Annotated in this window: 23 protein-coding genes and 1 pseudogene; 19 read left to right on the top strand and 5 right to left on the bottom strand. The window is 62.0% G+C overall.

All coding sequences use genetic code 11. The features are described from left to right. Nucleotide 1: 1 nt before the first annotated feature. Nucleotides 2-2,470: an ATP-dependent Clp protease ATP-binding subunit ClpA gene (clpA, locus tag NKI17_RS20715; protein WP_352906754.1), complete on the top strand. Its 2,469-nt coding sequence runs from the start codon at nt 2-4 to the stop codon at nt 2,468-2,470. A gap of 94 nt (nt 2,471-2,564) precedes the next feature. On the opposite strand, the gene NKI17_RS20710 is transcribed toward clpA, so the two are convergent. The 4 genes from NKI17_RS20710 to NKI17_RS20695 form a co-directional block, all read right to left on the bottom strand. Next, the gene (locus NKI17_RS20710) at nt 2,565-2,996 is read right to left on the bottom strand and encodes an HIT family protein (protein WP_352575014.1); all 432 of its coding nucleotides are present in this window, start codon (nt 2,994-2,996) and stop codon (nt 2,565-2,567) included. A 119-nt stretch (nt 2,997-3,115) separates the two neighbouring features. After that, complete coding sequence (locus NKI17_RS20705) at nt 3,116-4,330, bottom strand: GNAT family N-acetyltransferase (RefSeq protein ID WP_352705692.1); 1,215 nt, start codon at nt 4,328-4,330, stop codon at nt 3,116-3,118. Between the two features lie 40 nt (nt 4,331-4,370). Then, nucleotides 4,371-5,099, bottom strand: a complete 729-nt coding sequence (locus tag NKI17_RS20700) for a glycerophosphodiester phosphodiesterase (RefSeq protein ID WP_023674925.1) — start codon at nt 5,097-5,099, stop codon at nt 4,371-4,373. 14 nt (nt 5,100-5,113) lie between these two features. Further along, a complete protein-coding gene (locus NKI17_RS20695; protein ID WP_352448812.1) occupies nt 5,114-5,578 on the bottom strand; it encodes a RidA family protein in 465 nt (154 codons plus the stop codon). Nucleotides 5,579-5,716: 138 nt separating this feature from the next. On the opposite strand from NKI17_RS20695, the gene NKI17_RS20690 reads away from it, so the two are divergent. The 5 genes from NKI17_RS20690 to tsf all read left to right on the top strand — a co-directional run bounded on the left by NKI17_RS20690 (nt 5,717) and on the right by tsf (nt 10,344). Next, entirely contained in the window at nt 5,717-6,544 is an 828-nt protein-coding gene (locus tag NKI17_RS20690) for a cell envelope integrity EipB family protein (protein WP_023674927.1), read from the top strand. A 135-nt stretch (nt 6,545-6,679) separates the two neighbouring features. Next, nucleotides 6,680-7,978: a lysophospholipid acyltransferase family protein gene (locus tag NKI17_RS20685; RefSeq protein WP_352754763.1), complete on the top strand. Its 1,299-nt coding sequence runs from the start codon at nt 6,680-6,682 to the stop codon at nt 7,976-7,978. A gap of 43 nt (nt 7,979-8,021) precedes the next feature. After that, a complete protein-coding gene (locus NKI17_RS20680; RefSeq protein WP_352471792.1) occupies nt 8,022-8,300 on the top strand; it encodes a DUF4031 domain-containing protein in 279 nt (92 codons plus the stop codon). Between the two features lie 203 nt (nt 8,301-8,503). Next, complete coding sequence (gene rpsB, locus NKI17_RS20675) at nt 8,504-9,301, top strand: 30S ribosomal protein S2 (protein ID WP_352568701.1); 798 nt, start codon at nt 8,504-8,506, stop codon at nt 9,299-9,301. A gap of 119 nt (nt 9,302-9,420) precedes the next feature. Continuing rightward, nucleotides 9,421-10,344 (top strand): translation elongation factor Ts, encoded by a 924-nt coding sequence (tsf, locus tag NKI17_RS20670; protein WP_352906753.1) that lies wholly within the window; start codon nt 9,421-9,423, stop codon nt 10,342-10,344. On the opposite strand, the gene NKI17_RS20665 is transcribed toward tsf, so the two are convergent. Then, nucleotides 10,345-11,283, bottom strand: coding sequence for a LysR family transcriptional regulator (locus tag NKI17_RS20665; protein ID WP_352624880.1), 939 nt, complete (start codon nt 11,281-11,283; stop codon nt 10,345-10,347). 114 nt (nt 11,284-11,397) lie between these two features. Between NKI17_RS20665 and NKI17_RS20660 the strand changes: the two genes are divergently transcribed. The 13 genes and pseudogenes from NKI17_RS20660 to NKI17_RS20600 all read left to right on the top strand — a co-directional run. After that, the gene (locus NKI17_RS20660) at nt 11,398-11,826 is read left to right on the top strand and encodes a nuclear transport factor 2 family protein (protein ID WP_352624878.1); all 429 of its coding nucleotides are present in this window, start codon (nt 11,398-11,400) and stop codon (nt 11,824-11,826) included. Nucleotides 11,827-11,881: 55 nt separating this feature from the next. Next, nucleotides 11,882-12,988, top strand: coding sequence for an aldo/keto reductase (locus tag NKI17_RS20655; RefSeq protein WP_352568697.1), 1,107 nt, complete (start codon nt 11,882-11,884; stop codon nt 12,986-12,988). Between the two features lie 132 nt (nt 12,989-13,120). Beyond that, nucleotides 13,121-13,843, top strand: coding sequence for a UMP kinase (pyrH, locus tag NKI17_RS20650; RefSeq protein WP_023674934.1), 723 nt, complete (start codon nt 13,121-13,123; stop codon nt 13,841-13,843). Between the two features lie 91 nt (nt 13,844-13,934). After that, entirely contained in the window at nt 13,935-14,489 is a 555-nt protein-coding gene (gene frr, locus NKI17_RS20645; protein ID WP_084640965.1) for a ribosome recycling factor, read from the top strand. 32 nt (nt 14,490-14,521) lie between these two features. Further along, nucleotides 14,522-15,244 (top strand): isoprenyl transferase, encoded by a 723-nt coding sequence (locus NKI17_RS20640; protein WP_352906752.1) that lies wholly within the window; start codon nt 14,522-14,524, stop codon nt 15,242-15,244. A 3-nt stretch (nt 15,245-15,247) separates the two neighbouring features. Beyond that, nucleotides 15,248-16,081 (top strand): phosphatidate cytidylyltransferase, encoded by an 834-nt coding sequence (locus tag NKI17_RS20635; RefSeq protein ID WP_352474281.1) that lies wholly within the window; start codon nt 15,248-15,250, stop codon nt 16,079-16,081. Nucleotides 16,082-16,185: 104 nt separating this feature from the next. Then, a complete protein-coding gene (gene rseP, locus NKI17_RS20630; protein WP_352906751.1) occupies nt 16,186-17,328 on the top strand; it encodes an RIP metalloprotease RseP in 1,143 nt (380 codons plus the stop codon). Nucleotides 17,329-17,545: 217 nt separating this feature from the next. After that, complete coding sequence (gene bamA / locus NKI17_RS20625) at nt 17,546-19,900, top strand: outer membrane protein assembly factor BamA (RefSeq protein ID WP_352906750.1); 2,355 nt, start codon at nt 17,546-17,548, stop codon at nt 19,898-19,900. A 179-nt stretch (nt 19,901-20,079) separates the two neighbouring features. Continuing rightward, a complete protein-coding gene (gene lpxD / locus NKI17_RS20620; RefSeq protein ID WP_352448823.1) occupies nt 20,080-21,138 on the top strand; it encodes a UDP-3-O-(3-hydroxymyristoyl)glucosamine N-acyltransferase in 1,059 nt (352 codons plus the stop codon). Continuing rightward, nucleotides 21,131-21,595 carry a 3-hydroxyacyl-ACP dehydratase FabZ gene (gene fabZ / locus NKI17_RS20615; protein WP_023674942.1) on the top strand — a complete coding sequence of 155 codons (465 nt, stop codon included), beginning with the start codon at nt 21,131-21,133 and terminating at the stop codon, nt 21,593-21,595. The genes lpxD and fabZ overlap by 8 nt, the downstream gene beginning before the upstream one ends. A gap of 13 nt (nt 21,596-21,608) precedes the next feature. After that, nucleotides 21,609-22,442 carry an acyl-ACP--UDP-N-acetylglucosamine O-acyltransferase gene (lpxA, locus tag NKI17_RS20610; protein ID WP_352906749.1) on the top strand — a complete coding sequence of 278 codons (834 nt, stop codon included), beginning with the start codon at nt 21,609-21,611 and terminating at the stop codon, nt 22,440-22,442. A gap of 6 nt (nt 22,443-22,448) precedes the next feature. Continuing rightward, nucleotides 22,449-23,351, top strand: coding sequence for an LpxI family protein (locus NKI17_RS20605; RefSeq protein ID WP_352448825.1), 903 nt, complete (start codon nt 22,449-22,451; stop codon nt 23,349-23,351). Beyond that, nucleotides 23,341-23,584: pseudogene (locus NKI17_RS20600) on the top strand (lipid-A-disaccharide synthase); the annotation flags it as partial. The gene NKI17_RS20605 and the pseudogene NKI17_RS20600, both read left to right, overlap by 11 nt.

Here is a 23,584-nt window from a genome sequence, read left to right as displayed (position 1 = left end):
CATGCCGGCTTTCTCCCAAGGCCTGGAAAAGGCGCTTCACCAAGCGCTGACGCTCGCCAATGAGCGGCACCATGAATATGCAACCCTTGAACATTTGCTGCTCGCCCTGATCGACGACACCGAGGCGGCGGCCGTCATGCGTGCCTGCAACGTCGATCTCGACGAGTTGAAGCATACGGTCCTCACCTATATCGACACCGAGCTCGACAACCTCGTCACCGGCTACGATGAAGATTCCAAGCCGACTGCCGGTTTCCAGCGCGTCATCCAGCGCGCGGTGATCCATGTGCAGTCGTCAGGTCGCGAGGAGGTGTCCGGCGCCAACGTGCTCGTCGCCATCTTCGCTGAGCGCGAGAGCCACGCCGCTTACTTCCTGCAGGAACAGCAGATGACCCGCTACGACGCGGTCAACTATATCTCGCATGGCATCGCCAAGCGCCCCGGCGCTTCCGAGACGCGGACGCCGCGCGGCGCCGACGACGAGCAAGGCGGCCAGAGCGGGGCCGAGCCGCAAGAGGAAGGCGGCAAGAAGAAGCAGCAGCAGGACGCGCTGACTGCCTATTGCGTCAACCTGAACAACAAGGCCAAGGCCGGCAAGATCGATCCATTGATCGGTCGCGAGAGCGAGATCAACCGGACCATCCAGGTGCTGTGCCGCCGCTCCAAGAACAACCCGCTCTATGTCGGTGATCCCGGCGTCGGCAAGACGGCAATCGCCGAAGGCCTCGCCAAGCGTATCGTCGAGGGCGACGTTCCCGAAGTGCTGCACAATGCCACCATCTTCGCGCTCGACATGGGCACGCTACTGGCCGGCACCCGCTATCGCGGCGATTTCGAGGAGCGGCTGAAGCAGGTCGTCAAGGAGCTCGAGGATTATCCCGGCGCCGTGCTGTTCATTGATGAGATCCACACCGTGATCGGGGCAGGGGCCACCTCTGGCGGCGCCATGGATGCGTCGAACCTGTTGAAGCCGGCGCTGTCGTCCGGCGCGATCCGCTGCATCGGCTCGACCACCTACAAGGAGTTCCGTCAGTTCTTCGAGAAGGACCGCGCGCTGGTGCGGCGCTTCCAGAAGATCGACGTCAACGAGCCGACCGTCGAGGACGCCATCGAGATCATGAAGGGCCTCAAGCCCTATTTCGAGGAGTTCCACAAGGTCCGCTACACGAGCGAGGCGATCAAGGCTTCGGTCGAACTCTCGGCGCGTTACATCAACGACCGCAAGCTGCCGGACAAGGCGATCGACGTGATCGACGAGACCGGCGCCTCGCAGATGCTCGTGCCGGAAGCCAAGCGCAAGAAGACCATCGGCATCAAGGAGATCGAAGCGACGATCGCCACGATGGCGCGCATCCCGCCGAAGACAGTTTCCGCCGACGACGAGAAGGTGCTGCAAGGCCTCGACATCGAGTTGAAGCGCGTCGTTTACGGCCAGGACACCGCGATCACCGCGCTGACCTCGGCCATCAAGCTGGCGCGGGCCGGCCTGCGCGAACCGGAAAAGCCGATCGGCTCGTACCTGTTCTCGGGCCCGACCGGTGTCGGCAAGACGGAAGTGGCCAAGCAGCTCGCCGCCTCGCTCGGCGTGGAGCTGATCCGCTTCGACATGTCGGAATATATGGAACGCCACACCGTTTCACGGCTGATCGGCGCGCCTCCCGGCTATGTCGGCTTCGACCAGGGCGGCCTTCTGACCGACGGCGTCGACCAGCATCCGCATTGCGTGCTGTTGCTGGACGAAGTCGAGAAGGCGCATCCGGATCTGTTCAACATCCTGTTGCAGGTCATGGATCACGGCAAGCTGACCGACCACAACGGCAAGCAGATCGACTTCCGCAATGTCATCCTGATCATGACCACCAATGCGGGCGCGTCCGACGCGCAGCGCGCGGCCATCGGTTTCGGTTCGACCAAGCGCGAAGGCGACGATGTCGAGGCGATCAACCGGCTGTTCACGCCGGAGTTCCGCAACCGTCTCGATGCGATCATTCCGTTCGGCTCGCTGCCGGTGCCGGTCATCCATCAGGTGGTGCAGAAGTTCGTCATGCAGCTGGAAGCACAGCTTTCCGAGCGTGGCGTGACCTTCGACCTGTCGCAGGATGCAATCGCATGGCTGGCCGACAAGGGCTATGACGAGCGCATGGGCGCCCGGCCGCTTGGCCGTGTCATCCAGGAGCACATCAAGAAGCCGCTGGCCGACGAGGTGCTGTTCGGCAAGCTCAAGAAGGGCGGCACGGTGCGTGTCACCGTCGAGAAGAAGGAAACCGGCGAGACCGGCCTGAAGCTCGAATCGCTCGCCGATGAGGCGCCGGTGAAGCCGAAGAAGGAAGAGCCGGACGACGTGCCGAAGGCCAAGAAGGCCGTGGCGAAGAAGCCCGCCGCGAAAAAGGCGGTGGCGCAGAAGCCGGAGCCGAAAGGCAAGGACGGTGGCAAGCGCAGCCTTGTGCCGCAACTGCCGCGTAAGAACTGACGAATCCGCAAGTCAAAAAAGCCCCGGCAACGGGGCTTTTTTTATGACATTTTCCGGTTAACCGCCCGGCGTCCGCCAGAGCGGTTGCGCCGGTTCAGCTTGCCAGCGCCATCCGTATCTTGCCGGCGTTTTCGGCCAGGACTTCAGGCTTTTCCATCTGTCCGCTGTGCGGCTTCAAGGGAATGCCGTCGAAGCGCGGAATGACATGGACATGGAGGTGGAAAACGGTCTGCCCCGAAGCTGGTTCGTTGAACTGCATAACCGTGACGCCATCGGCATCGAAGGCCTTCTTTACGGCCCGCGCAACTTTCTGGACGTGAGCGAAGAGCGGGCCAAGCGCCGCCGGATCCGCGTCAAGCAGGTTGCGCGACGGCGCTTTCGGCACCACCAGCGTGTGACCCTGTCCTTGCGGCATCACATCCATGAAGACGATGACCGCGTCATCCTCGTAGATGCGGTGCGAAGGGATTTCTCCGCGCAGGATTTTTGCGAAGATGTTGCTGCTGTCATAGGTTGCTTCGGCCATGGCGCGCGCTCCGGTTCTTGGCTCGCTGTCTCGTGTAGCGAAGCTATTCCGGGCGGGCAAGACGATCGGCCGACATCGGCCATGCGGCCCGCGTGGCTGAGCGACTGGGTCTCGCTGCTCTACTCCGCCATGTCCTTGCGGAACGGGGTGTGCTCTTCCAGATATTCGCTCATCCGCTCGACTTCGCGCCGCTCGCGCTGGAGGTAGTCGGCCACTGCATTGCGCAGACCTGGATGGGCGATGTAGTGCGCCGAATGCATCGTCACGGGCCGGTAGCCGCGCGCCAGCTTGTGCTCGCCCTGCGCACCGGCTTCAACCACCTTCAGCTTGCGCGAGATGGCGAAATCGATTGCCTGATGGTAGCAGACCTCGAAATGCAGGAATGGGTGGTCCTCGATGCAGCCCCAATTGCGGCCGTAGAGCGCGTCTGAGCCGATGAAGTTGATGGCGCCCGCTATGTAGCGCCCGTTGCGTTTGGCCATGACCAGCAGGATGTCGTCGGCCATGCGTTCGCCGATCAGCGAGAAGAAATCGCGGTTGAGGTAGGGCCGGCCCCATTTCCTGCTGCCGGTATCCATGTAGAACGCGAAAAAGTCGTCCCAGGCCTTTTCGGTCAAATCCTTGCCGGTCAGCCAGTCGATCGAGATGCCGTCGGCGAGGGCCTCGCGCCGCTCTTTCTTCATTGCCTTGCGCTTGCGCGAGGCTAACGTTGCGAGAAAATCGTCGTAGCTCGAAAAGCCTTCGTTGAAGAAGTGAAACTGCTGGTCGGTGCGATGAAGGAAGCCGGCCGCCGCCAATATCTGGACGTCGTCCTCCGGCGCGAAAGTAACATGCGCGGAAGACACGCCGAGCTTATCCGTCACCGCCTTCAGGCCGGCCGCAAGACCGGCCTTGACGGTGGGGCTGTCCTCGCCCCTGCCGACCAGCAGGCGAGGGCCGGTGACGGGTGTGAACGGCACCGCGCATTGCAGCTTCGGATAGTAGCGCCCGCCGGCGCGTTCGAACGCGTCCGACCAGCCATGGTCGAAGACATATTCGCCCTGGCTGTGCGACTTCAGATAGCAGGGGACCGCCCCGAGCAGCTTGCCTCGCGCGGTTTCCAGCCTGAGGTGATGGCCTTGCCAGCCGGTGCGCCGAACAGCGCAGCCGGAATCTTCCAGCGCGCTCAAAAAAGCGAATGAAACAAGCGGGTTGTAGCCGTATTCTGCATCGCCGCGTGTAGTGCCGCCGAGGCTGTCCCATTCAGCGCTGGTAAAGGCGCCGATGCCCGCGGCGATGCGGATCGACAGCTCCGCATTCGCCGTTTGTCTTTCGCAGTCGTCCCCTTGATCCATGAGGCTTACTTAAGCTCGCTGCGGACCCATACAAGCCCGCTCAGGCGAGCCGTACCAGATCGGGCTCGAATCCTTCGAACGTCATCTGGTCGGCATATTTGAAGGTCAGGTCGACGGCAGGCTGGTCGTGCACGGTCCAGGTGATCACCGGCATGCCGAGTCTCTCTCGCACGAAGGAGACGAACCGGTTCGGCAGGTCGCCGGCAGCGTAGGAGGTGAAGGCGATGTCATGCGCCAGCATGGCGAAATGCGCCTCGATCAGGTGGTTGTCGTTGCCGTAGGCGGTCAACCCGCCGGGTATGCCGGGTGCATATTTCGGGAACTCGCGGATCAGCCAATGGTCGAACGACATGATCGCGGTCTTGCCCTTGTAATGCTTGAGCATCTTGCCGACGCTTTCGACCAGGCCTTCGTCGTGCCCGGCAGCACCTTTCAGCTCGACAACCATCGGCACACGGCCGTCGACCAGATCAAGCGCCTGCTGCAGCGTCGGCAAATGGTCGGCGGTGCCGCCGACCTTCAGCGCCGTGATCTCGGCAGCCGTACGCTGCCAGACGAAGCCGTCCTCGCCGGTCAGCCGCCGCAGATCGCCATCGTGGATGATGACGGGGACGCCGTCGGATGATAGGTGCACGTCGCATTCGATCGCGTAGCCGCGCTCGGCCGCCGCAGCGAAGGCGGAAAGGGTGTTCTCCCAGCGCGTCTTGTTCATGTCGTGGAGGCCGCGATGGGCGACGGGCCGGGCGGTCAGCCAGGAAAGATCGGTCATGGTTGCAGTCCCGGTCATTCGACTTCGAAGATCGCTTCGATTTCCACTGCGGCATTAAGCGGCAGGGAGGCGGTGCCGACGGCGGAGCGAGCGTGCTTGCCGCGATCGCCGAGCACGGCGGCGAGAAAATCCGAGGCGCCGTTGGCAACCAGATGCTGTTCGACAAAATCCGGTGCCGAGGCGACGAAGACGGTGATCTTCACCAAGCGACGGATTTTCTCGAGATCGCCAAGTGCCGCCTGAGCCTGGGCCAATATGTTGATCGCACAGTATTTTGCGGCTTCCTTGCCGGTCGCGGTGTCGACATCGCGGCCAAGCAGTCCGCTCGCCTGGAGCTTGCCCTCCTTGAGCGGCAACTGCCCGGCGGTGAACAGCAGATTGCCGGTCCGGCAATAGGGCACGTAATTGGCGGCGGGCGCGGCGGCGGCCGGCAGCGTCACGCCGAGATCGCTTAGCCGCTTTTCGATTGTTTCGCTCATGCTATTTCCCTATTGCTTGAAGGTGCCGCGCAGGCCGGGCCGAAATTGCTATTTTTGCCTCGCTTCCGCCACGACTTTTTTTAAGCTGGACCATCTTTCCATGCGGCTTGCCATTAGCCGCGATGATCGGAGCACCCCATGCGCGCAACGCGCCTCGCATTCAACGCCGTTCTGTTGACAGCGGCTTCCTGGGCGGCTCCCGCTTTTGCGGTGCCTGCGCTGCAGGCGCATCGTGCTGTTTACGACATTTCACTCGACAAGGCTTCAGACCGTTCCGGCATTACCGGCATCACCGGCCGCATGGTCTACGAGTTCAACGGCTCGCCTTGCGAGGGCTATACGGTAAAGTTCCGTTTGGTGACCCAGATCGTAACCAGCGACAACACCAGGCTGACCGACCAGCAGATGACCACCTTCGAGGATGCCGAGGGCAAGACCTTCTCCTTCGTGAACAAATCCTTTGTCGACCAGAACCTCGACAAGGAGGTCAAGGGTACCGCAACGAAGGAAGCCAACGGTCTCAAGGTCGATATCGACAAGCCCGAGAAGAACAGCCTGGAACTCGCGCCGACCCAGTTCCCGACCCAGCAAATGGTCGAAATGATCGGCAAGGCGGAAAAGGGCGAGCGTTTCTACGAAACCAACCTGTTCGACGGCTCTGAGGATGCCAACAAGGTGGTGACCACCACCGTCGTCGTCGGCAAGCAAGCCGATGCCGACAATGCCGATCCGGAAGCGCCGGCGCTGGCCAAGCTCGCCACCGACAAATACTGGCCGGTCGACATCGCCTATTTCGATGATGCCGACAAAGGCGGCGAGGAGGTGCCGGAATACCGGATCAGCTTCAAGCTGCACAAGAACGGCATCACGCGCGATCTCGTCATGGACTATGGCGAGTTCTCGATGACCGGCAAACTGGTCAATCTGTCGCTGTTCGATCAGCCAAAGACCTGCCCGTCTAAATAAGCTCGAGTGAACGGCAAGCCGCCGGCCGCTATCCGGGATAGTAGCGCTTAATCTTGCGGGGCAAGTCGCATCGACTTGAGCATGCCGCAATTGCCTATCAACGTCTTATGACGGTATGCGCCGCGGGGGAGCAGGTTGAGCAGGATCGACGTTTTTGTGGCGCCGCGGCCCAATGCGACGCTGATCAACGCTATGACATTCGTCAACCGGATTGTCATGCTGCACGGCATTCCAGGCTTTCGCGACCTGTTGCCATTCAACCGTCTGGCCGGTTTGCGCGGCGTCGCCAATGTCCGCCACATCGATTTTCCGGAGGATGACCGGCAAAGGCTGAAGGCTTGTTGCGGCGCGGGCAAGGCGACGTTCATCACGCCCAACCATCCCGAATTCTTTACCGACTGGATGATCGACAAGGAGGTCGTCTCGCGGGTAAGCCCGCTGGCGGCATCCTGGGCCACGCACGGCGTCGTCAACGGGCTTGGCCGGCTGATGCAGAAATTCTGGTTGGCCAACAATCTGATCGCGCAAATCCCGGGCAACAGCGCGGCGGCCAAGGAACATTCGGTGGCCTGGGCGCTGAAGGGGCACGGCGTGCTCCTGCATCCCGAAGGCGGTGTCGGCTGGCATGCCAACATCATTGCCCCGCTGCTGCCGGGCGCGGTCGAAATGGGGTTCGAGGCGCTGAAGCGCGGCCGCCTGACGGATCCGGATTTCAAGGTTTGGATCGCGCCCGTGATCTGGAAGCTTGCTTTCACGGGGAATGTCGAGGCAGTGCTGGCAAAGGAATGCGCCTATGTCGAGCACAGCCTGAAGATCGAACGCCGTGCCGCCGATTCGCTGCCCGAGCGCATCCATCATATCTATGCGACGTTGCTGTCGCGCGATGAGGCTGCATATGGCCTGCGGTCCGATGAGCGGGCTTCGTATGACGCACGTCAAAAGGACCTGCTGACCGAACTCGGCCGTCGCCTTGCCGAACTTGTCTCGGTCGACGCCGGCACGCTCGACAATGCCGACCTTTTGCGCCGTTCGCGGCGCTGGCTGCGGGAAAACACGGATGGCAGTGGAAGCCAGAAGCAGGTCCGAATGCTGGCGGATACAATCCAGCGCGTGCAGCGTGTCGGGCCGTGGGCTTCAGCCAACCCGCGCATTACGCAGGAGGAGATCGCCGAACATTTGAAGCGGATCCGCAACGATTATTGCAAGGGTACGCTGCGCGATTCGATCAACCGATTCGTGCCGCAGCCGGCAGGCCCACGCCGCGCCTATGTCCGGGTACCGGAGCCGCTAGGCTTGCACGCCTATCAAGGCTCCGTCGAGGAGGCACTCGCCGAACTGCACGACCGGATGCAGGAGACCGTCACCAGGACGATGACGCAACTCGAGGCCGGCGGCGGCTTCATTTTCTATGCCAATCCCTTCTATCATCGTTAGCGATGTGTTGGTCGGCGCAAGATGAAGGAGTGCGGCAAGCCTCATGGCGGTCTATGTCGATGCGGCGATCTGGAAATGGGTCGGCCACCGCTGGTGTCATCTGCTGGCAGACGACACCGACGAACTGCATCGCTTTGCCGGGCAGCTCGGCATCAAGCGCGCGTCCTACCAAGGACCGCCGAAGACATCGGCACCGCATTATGACATAACCGGGTTCGAGCGCGACCGCGCAGTGCGGCTAGGCGCCATCGAATGCAGCCGCGAGGAGATCGTCGCTGTTTTCCGGCGTGTGCGGGTGCCGAAGGGGAAGATGCGGCGATGACACCGGTGCGCTGATCGCCGCACGCTGAAACACAGACGCCACAACGCTTGCGTTTGTCGCGCTTCCCCTCTATATGCGCGCTCATTCCACACACGGACTTTGGTGTCTGCCCGGGAGAAATCCGGCTGAAACCTCCGGTGGCGTTCGAGGACAAAGTCCAAAAATGCCTGTGTCCGTGGAGGCTAACCGGAAAGGAAATAAGAATGGCTCTGCCTGATTTCAGCATGCGCCAGCTATTGGAAGCTGGCATTCACTTCGGCCACCAGACCCACCGCTGGAACCCGAAAATGGCGCCCTATATCTACGGCGCCCGCAACAACATACACATCATCGACCTCTCGCAGACGGTGCCTTTGCTGCACCAGGCGCTGAAGCAGGTTTCCGACACTGTTGCCAAGGGCGGCCGCGTGCTGTTCGTCGGCACCAAGCGCCAGGCCTCCGACATCGTCGCCGATGCCGCGCAGCGCTCGGCCCAGTACTATGTCAACTCGCGCTGGCTCGGCGGCATGCTGACCAACTGGAAGACGATCTCGAATTCCATCCAGCGCCTGCGCAAGCTGGACGAAATGCTGGCCGGCGAGGCTCAGGGCCTGACCAAGAAGGAGCGCCTCAACCTCGACCGCGAGCGTGAGAAGCTCGACAAGGCGCTGGGCGGCATCAAGGATATGGGTTCGACGCCCGATTTGATGTTCGTGATCGACACCAACAAGGAAGCGATCGCCATTCTCGAGGCCAAGCGTCTCGGCATCCCGGTCGTTGCCATCATCGATTCCAACTGCGACCCGGACAAGATCGACTTCCCGATCCCCGGCAATGACGACGCGGCCCGCGCCATCCAGCTGTATTGCGATTTGATCGCCAAGGCAGCTATCGACGGCATCGCCCGTCAGCAGGGCGCGCTCGGTGTCGATATCGGCGCATCGGTCGAGGCTCCGGTCGAGCCGGCGCTCGATCAGACCCCGGGCGCCGAGAGCCCGGCAGCCCAGACCCCGGAAGCATAGTAGCGAAGGCCGGCTGCGGCCTTCATCTTTCCAATATGTTGGCGCGGTAAGCGCTACCGGCACCAGGCGCATCATCGAAAATCGATGGTGCGTCAGTGCATTTAGACAAAGAGGCGACAATGAGCATTTCGGCTGCACAGGTCAAAGAACTCCGCGACTTGACCGGCGCGGGCATGATGGACTGCAAGGCGGCGTTGAACGAGACCAACGGCAATATGGAAGAAGCCATCGACTGGCTGCGCAAGAAGGGCATTTCCAAGGCCGACAAGAAGGCTGGCCGTACCGCTGCCGAAGGCCTGATCGGCGTAGATTCCGGGGTCCGCGAGGCAGCGATCGTCGAGGTCAATTCCGAGACGGACTTCGTTGCCCGCAATGCTGCGTTTCAGGAGATCGTCGCCAATGTCGCGAAGGTCGCGCTTGCCTATGGCGGCAAGACCGAGGCCGTTGCCGCCGCTCCCTATCCGGGCTCGGGCAAGTCGGTCGCCGAGACCATCAAGGACGCTGTCGGCACCATCGGCGAGAATCTGGGCTTCCGCCGCTCGGCCAAGCTCACCGTCGAGCACGGCGCTGTCGCAACCTACGTTCACAATGCGGTCGCCGACGGCCTTGGCAAGCTCGGCGTGCTGGTGGCCATCGAGACGACAGGCAACGCGCATGCCGCCAACGCCTTCGCCCGTCAGGTTGCCATGCATGTCGCTGCCACCAATCCGATGGCCCTGACCACCGAAGAGCTCGATCCGGCCGCAGTGGAACGCGAGAAGGCGATCTTCGCCGACCTGGCGCGCCAGTCCGGCAAGCCGGAAGCGATCATCGAGAAGATGGTCGAAGGCCGTTTGCGCAAGTTCTATGAAGAGGTCGTGCTGCTCAAGCAGGCTTTCGTGCTCAATCCCGACATTACCGTCGAGAAGGCGCTGAAGGATGCCGAAAGCGAAATCGGCGCGCCAGCCAAAATCGCTGCCTATCTGCGCTTCGCGCTCGGCGAGGGCATCGAGAAGGAAGAGACCGATTTCGCGGCGGAAGTCGCGGCAGCGGTCAAGAAGTAACTATTCGTTTGAAAGGCTTTTTCGGCCGGGTATCCGCGAGGATGCCCGGCCGATTTCTTGCGCGGTGTCGATGAAGGCGCGGAGCTTCGGGGCCATCGCGGCGCGGCGCGGGAAATAGAGGAACAGTCCCGGTTCCTCGATCGATGCCTCGCCAAGGACTTCGACCAGCCGGCCTGCCTCGATGTCGGGCTTGACAAGCGGCTCGAACAGATAGGCGAGGCCGATGCCGGCAAGCGCCATTTCCCTTGCCGACAGCGGATCGCTGACGACCACGCTGCCGCGTGTCTCGACGCTGATATCCTTGCCCTGATCGGACAGATCCCAGCGATAGAGCGCACGTGATCGCAACAGCCGATAGCCGATGCAGTTGTGCGCGGCGAGATCGGCCAACGCCCATGGCCGCCCGCGCCGGCCGACATAGGCCGGCGAGGCAACGATGATGCTGCGGAAAGGCCCTGTCAGTCGCACCGTCACCATATCCTCGGCGATCATCTCGCCCAGCCGGATGCCGGCGTCGAAACCCTCGCCGACGATATCGCTCAGACGTTCGTCGGTGACGATCTCCACCGTCACGTCAGGGTAACGTTCCGCCATCGCCGTCAGGATGGGCATCAGCGCCAGAGGCAGCGCCAAACGCGGCGCGTTGATCCTGAGCAGTCCGCTTGCCCGGCCTATGACAGAGCGGATACGTTCGATCCGGTCGGCAATGTCTTCCAGCGCCGGCTCCGCCGCAGCGACAAGCGCGGTGCCAGCCTCGGTCAGCGAGACGCTGCGCGTGGTGCGGGCAAACAACGGCTGGCCGATTCGCTCCTCTACCAGCCGAACCGCATGGCTGACCGCTGACGGGCTCATGCCGAGCTCGGCGGCTGCCGGCGCGAAGCCGCCACGCCGCGCGACGGCAACGATTATAGGTAGGTGGCTAAGCAGATCGCGATCCATTCATGCATGATATCGCATAGTCCATTCGGATAATGCAATCTTATCGGTGGGGAAAGGACGGCGCATCTTTGGCTGCATCACACGGCAATCGCCGAGCAGCCAAGGAGACGTCTAATGACCGACCTCGATTCCGAACGAACCCGTAATCTCGAGACCGTGCGTAAATTCTTTGATCTGATGCACCGCAAGGACATTGAGGCATGGGGCGACCTTTGGGCTGAAGATGGCCGTATACTTGTCTTCTACCCGCCGGCAGGATTTGGAAACAGCATCGATGGTAAGGCCGCGATCCTGGCGGCCTTCCGAGGCCTCTTCGGCAATTTCGAATCCTTCGATTCGCAGCTGACAGCCATCTATCCGGCAGCGGATTCGGACGCGATCGTCGTTGAGTACAAGAACCGCGCGGTGCTGATCGGCGGCACTGAATACACCAACAGCAATATTGCGATTTTCCACTTCAAGAGCGGTCTGATCAGCGCCTACCACGATTATTTCGATCCGCGCCGCTTCCAGGTGGTGGTCGATGCGCTGGCCAAGGCCTGACTGCGTATCCCAGGCAAGACCTCAATCCCGCTTTTCAAACTTCAGGAGAAAATCCATGACCATGTCCTACTACACGCTCGGCAACAGCGGGCTGCGTGTCACCCGCCTGGCGCTCGGCACCATGACGTTCGGCACGGAATGGGGCTGGGGCGCGGAGAAGGAAACCGCGCGCGCCTTGGTTGATGCCTATGTCGAAGCCGGTGGCAATTTCTTCGATACCGCCGATCTCTATACCGGTGGCACGGCCGAAACCTGGCTCGGCGAATTCATCGCCGAGCGTGGGCTGCGCGACAAGGCGGTGATCAGTACCAAATTCACCTACAACGCCGAACCGGGCAACCCGAACGCCGGGGGCAACGGCCGCAAGAACATCCTGCGGGCGATAGACGGTTCGCTGAAGCGGCTCGGCACCGACTACATCGACCTCTATATCCTCCATACCTGGGACAGGCTGACGCCGCCGGAGGAGGTGATGCGGACGCTGGACGATCTGGTGCGCGCCGGAAAGATCCGGCATGTCGGTCTGTCCGACGTGCCGGCCTGGTACGCAAGCCGGGCGCAGGCCGTCGCCGAGCATCGCGGCTATGAACCGGTTTCGGCGCTTCAGCTCGAATATTCGCTGGCCGAGCGCAACATCGAGCACGAGTTCGTGCCGTTCGGCACGCGCTATGGCGCCGGAATCATGGTCTGGAGTCCATTGGCCAGCGGCCTGCTCAGCGGAAAATACCGTTTCGATACAATCGTCGAGGATGGTGGCCGGCTGGAGACAATGCGTGGTTCGACCAATCCCGGTTTCCAGAAATTCACCGATCGCAACTGGCAAATCGTCGCCGAACTGGAGAGGGTTGCCGGCCAGCTCGGCCGCAGCATGGCCCAGGTCGCCCTGAACTGGACGGCAAACAGGCCAGGCATTGCGTCCGTCATCGTTGGCGCCACCAGGCTTGACCAGCTCAAGGACAATCTCGGCGCGCTTGATTTCGACATTCCCGAAGATCTTCGGGCACGGCTCGATGCGGTGAGCCGGCCGGTCACGCCCTTTCCGTATTCGTTCTTCGGTCCTGAAATACAAGGCGGCCTGACCGGTGGGCAGGCGGTTGGCGGTAAGCCGGCAAGCTATCTGCCGGATCTGCTCATGCGAGGCACTTTTGCCGGCGTGAGCTGACGGCTATCCCGGTCCACGATCTCAACTTTCCGGCTCGGGCGCCGCGTGACAGCGCGGCGCCCTTCGTGTATCGGAACGCCCAGTGTTTCGGGGCGCACCGAAACGCGTCACACGCGCGATGACGAGGACCAGATGACGGTGAAGCCCCTCTACCGACGTGTCTTGCTGAAAGCGTCGGGCGAAGCGTTGATGGGCGAGCAGCATTTCGGCATCGACGTATCGGTGGTCGACCGCATCGCCGCCGACATCGCCGAGGCCCGCGCATTGGGCATCGAAGTCGGTGTCGTCATAGGCGGCGGCAACATCTTCCGTGGCGTCGCGGTTGCGTCAAAAGGCGGAGACCGCGTCACCGGCGACCATATGGGCATGCTTGCCACGGTTATCAATTCGCTGGCGCTGCGAACCTCGCTCAACAAGATCGGCGTCGACGCCGTGGTGCTGTCGGCGATCGCCATGCCCGAGCTTTGCGAAAGTTTTTCGCAGCGTCAGGCGACCGCCTACATGAACCAGGGCAAGGTCGTCATCTTCGCCGGCGGCACCGGCAATCCGTTCTTCACCACCGATTCGGCTGCAGCCCTTCGCGCCGCCGAGATCGGCGCCGATGCTCTGTTCAAGGGCACCCAGGTCGATGGTGTCTATTCGGCTGATCCCAAGAAGGACCCGCATGCGACACGTTTCGAGCGGATCAGCCATGACGAAGTCATCAAACGCGGGCTTTCGATCATGGATACGGCGGCGATTGCACTTGCGCGCGAAAACAACATTCCGATAATCGTCTATTCGATCCACGAGAAGGGTGGCTTCGGCGATATCCTGAGGGGCGGCGGCCGTTGCACGGTTGTCGCAGACGATTGACCGGACCATGAACCCGAAAGGGACCGGTTGCGGATGAGGCTCGAACAGGGCCTAAGCAGTGAACCCGGGTTAACGGGTCGAGGAGACGATGATGAGTGGCGAGTACGACGATCTCAAACGGCGCATGGACGGGGCGATCGCCGCGTTCAAGCATGATCTGGCTTCGCTGCGCACCGGCCGCGCGTCGAGCAACCTGCTCGATGCCGTCCAGGTGCAGGCCTATGGCACCACCATGCCGATCAACCAGGTGGCAACAGTGTCGGTGCCGGAACCGCGCATGATTTCGGTTTCGGTCTGGGACAAGTCGATGGTCAGCGCAGTCGACCGCGCCATCCGTGAAGCCAATCTCGGCTTCAATCCTATCGTCGACGGTACCAATCTCAGGATTCCGCTGCCCGAGCTCAACGAACAGCGCCGCAAGGAGCTGGTCAAGATCTCGCACGGTTATGCCGAGAATGCCCGCGTCGCCGCACGCCACGTTCGCCGGGACGGCATGGACTTTCTGAAAAAGGCGGAAAAGGACGGCGACATCAGTGAGGACGACCATCGCAAACGGGCCGACCAGGTTCAGAAACTGACCGACGAGACAATCAGCACCATCGACCACCTGCTTTCCGACAAGGAAGCGGAAATCATGCAGGTCTAGGGTCTGGCCACGCCTGGCCCGGAAGCGAGAATATGGCAACGCCCGCGCATGTCGCGATCATCATGGACGGAAACGGACGCTGGGCCAAGGCGCGCGGCTTACCGCGGCTGGCCGGTCACCGCGCCGGCGTCGAGGCGCTGCGCAAGACAGTTCGCGCCGCCCCCGGCCTCGGCATCTCCTTCCTGACCGTCTACGCTTTTTCGTCGGAAAACTGGTCACGGCCGAAATCCGAAGTCAGCGACCTCATGGGCCTGCTGAAGCTTTTCATCCGACGTGACCTCGCCGATCTGCACCAGAGTGGGGTGCGGATCAGGGTCATCGGTGACAGGGCAGGGCTGCAGCCCGACATAAGGGGGCTGCTCGAGGAAGCCGAAACGCTCACTCTCAGCAACGAGGCGCTGACACTGGTCATTGCCTTCAATTACGGCGGGCGCGACGAGATCGTGCGCACCGCGCGCAAGCTCGCAGCGGCGGCGGCGCGCGGTGAGATCGAGAGCGAGGCGATCACGGCCGATTCCTTTGCCAGCTCGCTCGATACAGAGGGCATTCCGGACCCGGAACTGGTCATCCGCACCAGCGGCGAGCTTCGGCTGTCCAACTTCCTGTTATGGCAGGCCGCCTATAGCGAACTCGTTTTCCTGCCTTGCTACTGGCCCGACTTCAGTCGCGAGCACCTGTCCGATGCACTGCGCGATTTCGCCGGCCGCGAGCGCCGCTTCGGCGGACTTGCCGCCCAAGATGTCGCCTCAGGCTGAGGAATGAGCAACCTCCAACTCCGGGTCATTTCGGCCGTCGTGCTTGCCATCGTCACGCTTGCCCTGACCTGGCTCGGCGGACTGTCCTTCCGGTTGCTTTGCGCCGCCATGGCGGCGGTGATCTTCTACGAGTGGACGCGGATGAGCCGCCCCGTTGCCCCGGCAGGTGCTGGTGCCACGGCAGGTCTCGGCTTTCTGCCCGAGGCGCTGATCGTGGTCTTTATTGGTGCCCTCGTCGCCGGCCTGCCTGCGTCTTTGCTGCTGCCGCTCGTCGCGGCTCTGGTTGCTGTCACTGCCGTCGCTTCTTCCATGCGCAGGGCAGGACCGTGGGAAGCATCCGGCCTTGCCTATGCGGCCGTGTCCGGCTTGTCGCTGGCCTTCTTGCGTGACGGCGACCATTCAGGGCTGCTGGCCATTCTGTTCCTATTCGCCGTGGTTTGGGCGACCGATATCTTTGCCTATTTCGTCGGCCGCTCCATCGGTGGTCCAAGGCTGGCGCCGTCGATCTCGCCGGGCAAGACGCGGAGCGGGGCGCTCGGTGGGGTGGTCGGCGGCGTAGTGGCCGGGCTGCTTCTGGCCGCCGTAGCCGGAACGGGCAACCTCGTCGTGCTTGGCGTGGTCGCACTGGTGCTTTCGATTGTCGCGCAGGCCGGCGACCTGTTCGAATCATGGGTCAAGCGACGCCACGGCCGTAAAGATTCCGGCACGCTGATACCCGGCCATGGCGGCATCATGGATCGGGTAGATGGGCTTGTCGCGGCGGCTTTCGCCCTATACGTCATCGGCTGGATTTCCGCGACCGCCGACCATCCGGCACAGGGGCTGTTTCCGGTTTGAACGGCATCGTCGGTGGGCCGGCGCGGGGCTGCGTCATGGATTCGCCTGGATTGATGTCACAGTCGCGGCGTGATCTGTGCCGTGGATGAATTTGAGGGCATGAATTGAACGAGATTTTTCACGCGGTTTTCAGCACAGAGGGCTTTGTCCTCGGCACGCTGGTGCCTTTCCTGTTCGTGCTGACCGTGGTCGTTTTTGTCCACGAAATGGGCCATTACCTCGTCGGGCGTTGGTGCGGTATCGGCGCAAAAGCCTTTTCGATCGGTTTCGGCCCAGAGATCATCGGCTTCAACGATAGCCGCGGCACGCGCTGGAAGCTTTGCGCCATACCGCTCGGCGGCTACGTCAAGTTCGTCGGCGACATGAACGCGACGTCGAGCCAGCCCAGCTCGGAGGAGATCGAGGCGCTGAGCTTCGAAGAACGCAAGGTTGCCTTCCACACGCAGCCGATCTGGAAGCGGGCGGCGACCGTCGTGGCGGGGCCGCTGTTCAACTTCCTGCTGACGATCGCCGTCTTTGCCGTGCTGTTTTCCGTCCATGGCCGGCCCGTGCTGGAGCCGATGGTGGCTGAGGTCACCGTCGGCAGTCCGGCCGCCGCGGCCGGCATCATGCCCGGCGACCGATTCGTCAGCGTCGACGGCAGCAAGGTCGAGACCTTTGCCGACGTCCAGCGTCTGGTCTCTGGCCGCGCCGGCGACAGCATCACCTTCGTCATGTTACGCGCCGGCAAGGAAATCACCGTCACGGCGACGCCGCGCTTGATGGAACAACAAGACGCACTGGGCAACAAGGTCCAGGTGGCCGTGATCGGCGTCGTCAACAACAAGGAACTCGGCCAGCCACGGCTGATCACCTATAGTCCGGCCGGGGCGGTCGGGGCAGCGGTCCAGGAAACCGGACACGTCATCCAGCGTACCGGCCAGTTCCTGCAACGTTTCGTTGTCGGTCGCGAGGACAAGTGCCAGCTGGGCGGCCCCATCAAGATCGCCAAGATGTCGGGTCAGGCGGCAAAGCTCGGCTTTGAATGGCTCGTGCAGCTTGTTGCATTCCTGTCAGTCGGGATAGGGATTCTCAACCTTTTGCCGATTCCCCCCCTCGACGGAGGGCATCTTCTGTTCTACGGCGTGGAGGCTGTCATCCGGCGGCCGGTGTCCGAACGCATGATGGAAATGGCTTACCGAAGCGGCCTCATATTGGTGCTCGGGTTCATGGGCTTTGTTTTCTGGAACGATCTGTTTGGGTGCTGAAATCATGAAGGAATTTGGCTTCGGCACGAGCAATGTTGAGACGCCGTTTACCATGCGTGGGGATATGCGTGACGCGAAAGCCACGCCTCAGGGTTAAGTAAATACAAATTAACCAGAAGCCTTGCGTGTAGGGAAAATCCGGTTAATACGGTAGGGGAAATTACCGCACGTCCGGTTTTCTCGCCGTGGGGACTTCGAGAAAAGGTACAAAAGCCCGATGAAGGCAGCATCCAAGTTTCTGAGCGCCGCGTCCGCGGTGGCTATGTCCGCCGCTCTGGTTGTACCAGGCGCGCTCGCAGTGCAGTTCGTTGCCACATCGGCCGCCGAGGCGGCTGTCGTCTCCAGAGTCGAAGTCACCGGCAATCAGCGTGTCGACGCGGACACCATCCGCAATTACGTGACGATCAAGCCCGGCAAGGCGTTTTCCAGTTCGGATATCGACGATGCGGTCAAGGCGCTGTTTGGCACCGGGCTGTTTTCGGATGTGCAGATCAACCAGGTCGGATCGACGCTGGTCATCAAGGTGTCCGAATACCAGGTCGTCAACCAGGTGCTGTTCCAGGGCAACAAGAAGCTTAAGGACAACGCGCTTGAGGCCGCGGTGCAATTGAAGCCGCGCGGCACCTTCTCGCAACAACAGCTCGACGCCGATGTCGAGGCGGTCAAGGCCGCATACCGGCGTATCGGCCGCGACGATGCCGCCGTGACCACCCAGATCATGGATCTCGGCGACAACCGGGTAAATGTGGTCTTCAACATCAACGAAGGCGGCCGCACCCAGATTGCGGCGATCAATTTCGTCGGCAACAGCGCCTATTCGAGCCGCCGGCTGTCGGACATCATCTCCACCAAGCGTTCGTCCTTCCTGTCGTTCGTGCTGCGCGACGATGTTTATGACGAGGACAAGCTGCGCGCCGACCAGGAGCTGCTGCGCCGCTTCTATTATAATCACGGCTATGCCGACTTCCAGGTCGTCTCGGCTGTCGGCGAACTCGACGACACAACCAACAAATACACCGTCACCATCACGGTGCAGGAGGGCGAGCGTTATACGTTCGGGGATGTCAGCGTCGAAAGCACGATCCCCGAGGTCGACGCCAAGTCGCTCGAATCGGTGGTCGAGACCCACAAGGGCGATGTCTACAACGCCAAGAACGTCGAGGACACGATCATCGCCTTGACCGAAAAGGTCGCTGGATCCGGCTATGCCTTCGCCCAGGTGACGCCGCGCGGCGACCGCAACTTCGAAAACCACACGATCTCGGTGGTCTATACGGTCGATCAGGGCACCAAGGCCTATATCGAGCGCATCGAGATTCGCGGCAACGATCGGACGCGCGACTACGTCATTCGCCGCGAGTTCGATGTCAGCGAAGGCGACGCTTTCAATCAGGTCCTCATCCAGCGCGCGAAGAGGCGGCTGGAAGCGCTCGATTATTTTGAAAAAGTCGAAATTTCCACCGTTCCGGGTTCTGAGCCGGATCAGGTTGTGCTGGTGGTGGATGTGGTCGAGAAATCGACCGGTGAGTTCACCGTCGGCGCCGGTTATTCGAGCGGCGGTGAAACGTCAGGTCCGTCCGTCGAAGGTTCCGTCAGTGAGCGCAACTTCCTCGGTCGCGGCCAATTCATCAAGGTGGCAGCGGGCGGTGGCAAGAACTCGCGCGACTACAGCTTCTCTTTCACCGAACCCTATTTCCTCGGACGCCGCATCGCGGCCGGCTTCGACATCTACAAGCAGAGCCGAAACTACGACCATTACGACAGCGACACGACAGGCGCGACCGTTCGCTTCGGCCTGCCGATCACAGACAATATCTCGACGCAACTCGCTTATAATATTGCGCAAGAGAAGTACGAGTTCGATGAGGGCTGCGACCCAGCGGCCGGTTGCGACGTGTCCCAGGCGATCCAAAACGGCGTTAACGAGAGCCCATGGCTCAAGTCTTCGGTCAGTCTCGGCCTGATCTACAATACCATCGACGACATGAAGAACCCGCATGACGGTATTTATGCCAATGTCGGCACGGAAGTGGCCGGCCTCGGCGGCGACGCCAAGTTCATCAAGGTCACGGCGCGCGGCAGCATTTATCAGACGCTGTCCGAACAATTGGACCTGGTGGGCCTCATTTCGGGCGGCGCCGGCCATGTCCAAGGCTATGGCAACGGCGATCTGCGCGTCTTCGACCATTTCCAAAGCAGCGACCGTATGATCCGCGGTTTCGAATACGGCGGCATCGGCCCGGTTGCTTCGGACAACAGCAATGACCATCTCGGCGGCACCACCTACTTCAATGCCTCGGCGGAAGCGCAGTTCCCGCTGCCGGTCATCCCCGAAAGCTTCGGTTTGCGTGGTGCTGTGTTCGCCGATGCGGCAACGCTCTACGGCAGCAAAATCGCAAGTGGCCTTGTCAATCCTTCGACAACCGGCATGGAATGGCGCGCTTCCGTCGGTGTCGGTTTGATGTGGGCATCGCCTTTCGGCCCGATCCGCATTGACTATGCGATCCCGGTCAAGAAGGAAAAGACCGACGACGTGCAGGAATTCAACTTCGGCATATCGACCCGCTTCTGATGTGCGGGCAATGATGCTTCCGGCTCGTTTGGATCCGGATGGCAGTGATGCGATACTACAGCGCAGCGCGTCCTATCGGACGCGCAAAGGACGTTGTAGCACTTTGATTTGCGCATGATCCTTTCCGAGGGTCGATTTCCGATTTTCGGGTCATGCGCTAGCTGGATATTGCTTCTGGAATGACCGATCCGGTGTTCTTCGCGCCCTCACGCCGGTATACGGCCGGCGAAGTCGCGAATCTGACCGGCTCGACGCTTGTTGATTCCGGTCTCTCCGACGTATCGATCGAGGCTCTGGCGCCCGCCAACGAAGGCGGCGAGAACGCCCTTGTCTTCGTCGATGGCAGGCGCAATTTCGCCCTGATGCAGTCACTGCGGGCGGCGGCGGTTCTCTGCCCTGCCGAATTTGCCGGCAAGGCGCCGGCGGGCATCGCGGTGCTGGTGCATCCGCGCCCGCAGCAGGCCTTCGCAATGGTCGGGCGTCTGCTTTTTCCGGCGGCTGCAACGCCTGGACCGATGACCGGCGAAACCGGTATCTCGCCGCACGCCCATATCGATGCGACCGCCCATGTCGAGGCCGGCGCGATCATCGAAGCGGGTGCGATCATCGGACCTCGCGCTGCCATCGGCAGCGGGACCGTCATTGCCCCGCATGCGGTCATCGGTCCGTCTTCGCAGATTGGCCGCGACGGCTATGTCGGTCCAGGTGCCAGCGTGCAATATGCGTTGATTGGCAATCGCGTCATCATCCATGGCGGTGCCAGGATCGGCCAGGATGGCTTCGGTTTCGTGGCCGGCGCCAAGGGTCCGGAGCGGGTTCCGCAGATCGGCCGCGTCATCATTCAGGACGACGTCGAGATCGGGTCGAATACGACCGTCGATCGCGGCGCCATGTCCGACACGATCATCGGCCAGGGCACCAAGATCGACAATCTGGTGCAGATCGCGCACAACGTTCGCATCGGCCGCAATTGCATAATAGCCGGGCTTTCGGGTATTTCCGGTTCCGTGACGGTAGGCGACAACGTCACCATGGGTGGCGGTGTCGGCCTTGCGGATCATTTGACCATCGGGTCCGGGGCCAAGCTTGCGGCAAGAAGCGGGTTTATGAGCAATGTGCCTGCCGGTGAGATTTGGGGAGGATATCCGGCGCAGCCGATGGCGGAAGCCATGCGCGAGATAGCGGCCTTGCGCAGACTTGCACGGACGCGCAAACAGGGTGAGGGGGGAAATGGCTGACATCGCAGCGGCGACGCTCGAAGCGGTTGACATAATGCGGCTGATGAAGCTCCTGCCGCACCGCTATCCGTTCTTGATGATCGACCGTATTGTCGACATAGATGGCGACGAATCCGCCATCGGCATCAAGAACGTCACCATAAACGAGCCGCATTTCCAAGGTCATTTCCCCGACCAGCCGGTCATGCCCGGCGTGCTGATCATCGAGGCGATGGCGCAGACGGCCGGCGCCATCTGCATCCGCAGCCTTGGTACCGAAAAACCGTCGCTGGTTTATTTCCTGACCATCGACAATGCCAAGTTCCGCAAGCCGGTCGTTCCAGGCGACCAGCTGAAAATTCATGTGAAGAAAATCAAGAAACGCGGCAATCTTCTCAAATTCGCTTGCGAGGCCCTCGTCGATGGCGCCAAGGCGGCGGAAGCCGAGATCTCGGCGATGATGGTCGCAAGCGGCTGACAAACGAATGCTAATGAAAATCCAGACAGTCATCCATCCATCCTCGGTCATCGAGGCAGGCGCCCAAATCGGCGAAGGCGCCCGCATCGGGCCCTTCTGTCACGTCGGCCCCGACGCCGTGGTCGGCGACCGCGTCGAACTGGTCAGCCATGTCTCGGTGATTGGCGCGACCACCATCGGTGCATCGACCAAGGTCTATCCGATGGCGATACTGGGCGGGCCGCCGCAGAACACCAAGCACAAGGGCGGCCGTACCACGCTGGTGATCGGCGAGAACTGCACGATCCGCGAAGGTGTCACCATGCATGTCGGCACCGATTCCAGCCGCGGCGAGACGACGATCGGCAACAACGGCAATTTCCTTGCCTATGCCCATATTGCCCATGACTGCGTGGTCGGCAAGAACGCCACCTTCGCCAATCAAGCGACGTTAGGCGGGCATTGCGAAGTCGGTAACAATGTCTACATCGGCGGCCTTACCGCGGTTCATCAGTTTGTCCGCATCGGCGATAACGCCTTTCTCGGCGGTTGCTCGGCGATCGTCGGCGACGTCATTCCTTACGCCATCGCCGTTGGCAACCGTGCCAGCCTTCGCGGTCTCAACATCATTGGCTTGAAGCGCGCCGGCCTGCCGCGTTCGGAGATCCACTTGCTGCGCAAAGCCTACAAGACGATCTTCGATCGCTCCCGGACCGTCGGCGAAAACATCGAATTCGCCAAGGCGGAATTCGCCTCGTCGCCGACTGCCATGAAGATCGTCGACTTCATCGCCGGTCGCGGCAAGCGGCACTACGCCGTGCCGTCGCTCAAGGGTAGCGACGGCGACGATACCGATGATGAAGACTGAGGGCAGATGACGAAGATTGAGGCTGCCGGAAAGGGCCTTGATCTCGCGCCAGATGCCAAGGTCGGCATCATCGCCGGCGGCGGCAGTCTCCCGGTCGAAATTGCCCGAGCGCTCGCCCGGCAAGGCAAATTGCCCTTCGTCGTGATGGCGGCCGGCGAGGTAGATCGCATAGCCGATTTCGAGCCCTATGAGCAGGCAACCTTGAGGCTGGAAGACGTTGGCTCGCTGCTGCCGATCCTTAAGCGGCATCACGTTACGCATCTCGTAACCGCGGGTCATATCACGCGCCGCCCCAGGCTGAGCGCCATGCGCCTCAATTTGGGCCTGCTCGCGTGGCTACCCAGCCTCTTCGTCGGTGTAACCCGGGGGGACGATACGGTGCTGAAACTGTTCGTGCGCAGGATCGAGCGCAGCGGCATCAAGGTCGTTGGCGCTCACGAGATCGTGCCGGAGCTGGTCGCCGCCGAAGGCCTGCTGACCAAGGCGGCGCCACGCAAATCCGACTGGCGCGACATCGAGGCGGCGCACGCGGCGGCAAAAGCCATCGGCGCGCTGGATATCGGCCAAGCGGCTGTTGCGGTCGGCGGCCGCGCCATTGCGTTGGAAGGCGTCGAAGGCACCGACGGGCTGCTCGAGCGGACAAGGGAGTTGCGCGGGCACGGCAGGCTGGCCGGCGGGAGCCGAGGTGTTCTGGTCAAATGCGCCAAGCCCGGTCAGGAACTGCGTGCCGATCTGCCCTCCATCGGCCCGCTGACCGTCGAGGCGGCGCATGCCGCCGGACTGGCCGGCATTGCCGTCGAAGCCGGTCGCTCGCTAGTGCTCGAAGGTCCCGCCACCATCGGACGTGCCAATGCGCTCGGCCTGTTCGTAATCGGCCTGCCTGCTGCGGAGCCGGCGCATGGCGAATGAGCGGCCGTTGAAGATAGCCGTCGTCGCCGGCGAGGAGTCCGGCGACCTGCTTGGCGCCGACCTTGTGCAGGCGCTCAAGCGCATGACCGGGCGCGAAGTTCGGCTTGTCGGCATCGGCGGCCGCCATTTGCAGGCGCTCGGCCTGGCGCCATTGTTCGACGGCAGCGAGATCGCACTGATGGGGCTTAGCGCCATCCTGCGCGACCTGCCGCGCCTGATGCGGCGGATCGGCC

The organism is Mesorhizobium sp. M0816, assembly GCF_040320005.1.
In the GTDB taxonomy this organism is placed as follows: domain Bacteria; phylum Pseudomonadota; class Alphaproteobacteria; order Rhizobiales; family Rhizobiaceae; genus Mesorhizobium.
This window is presented reverse-complemented; position numbering and strand designations above follow the sequence as displayed.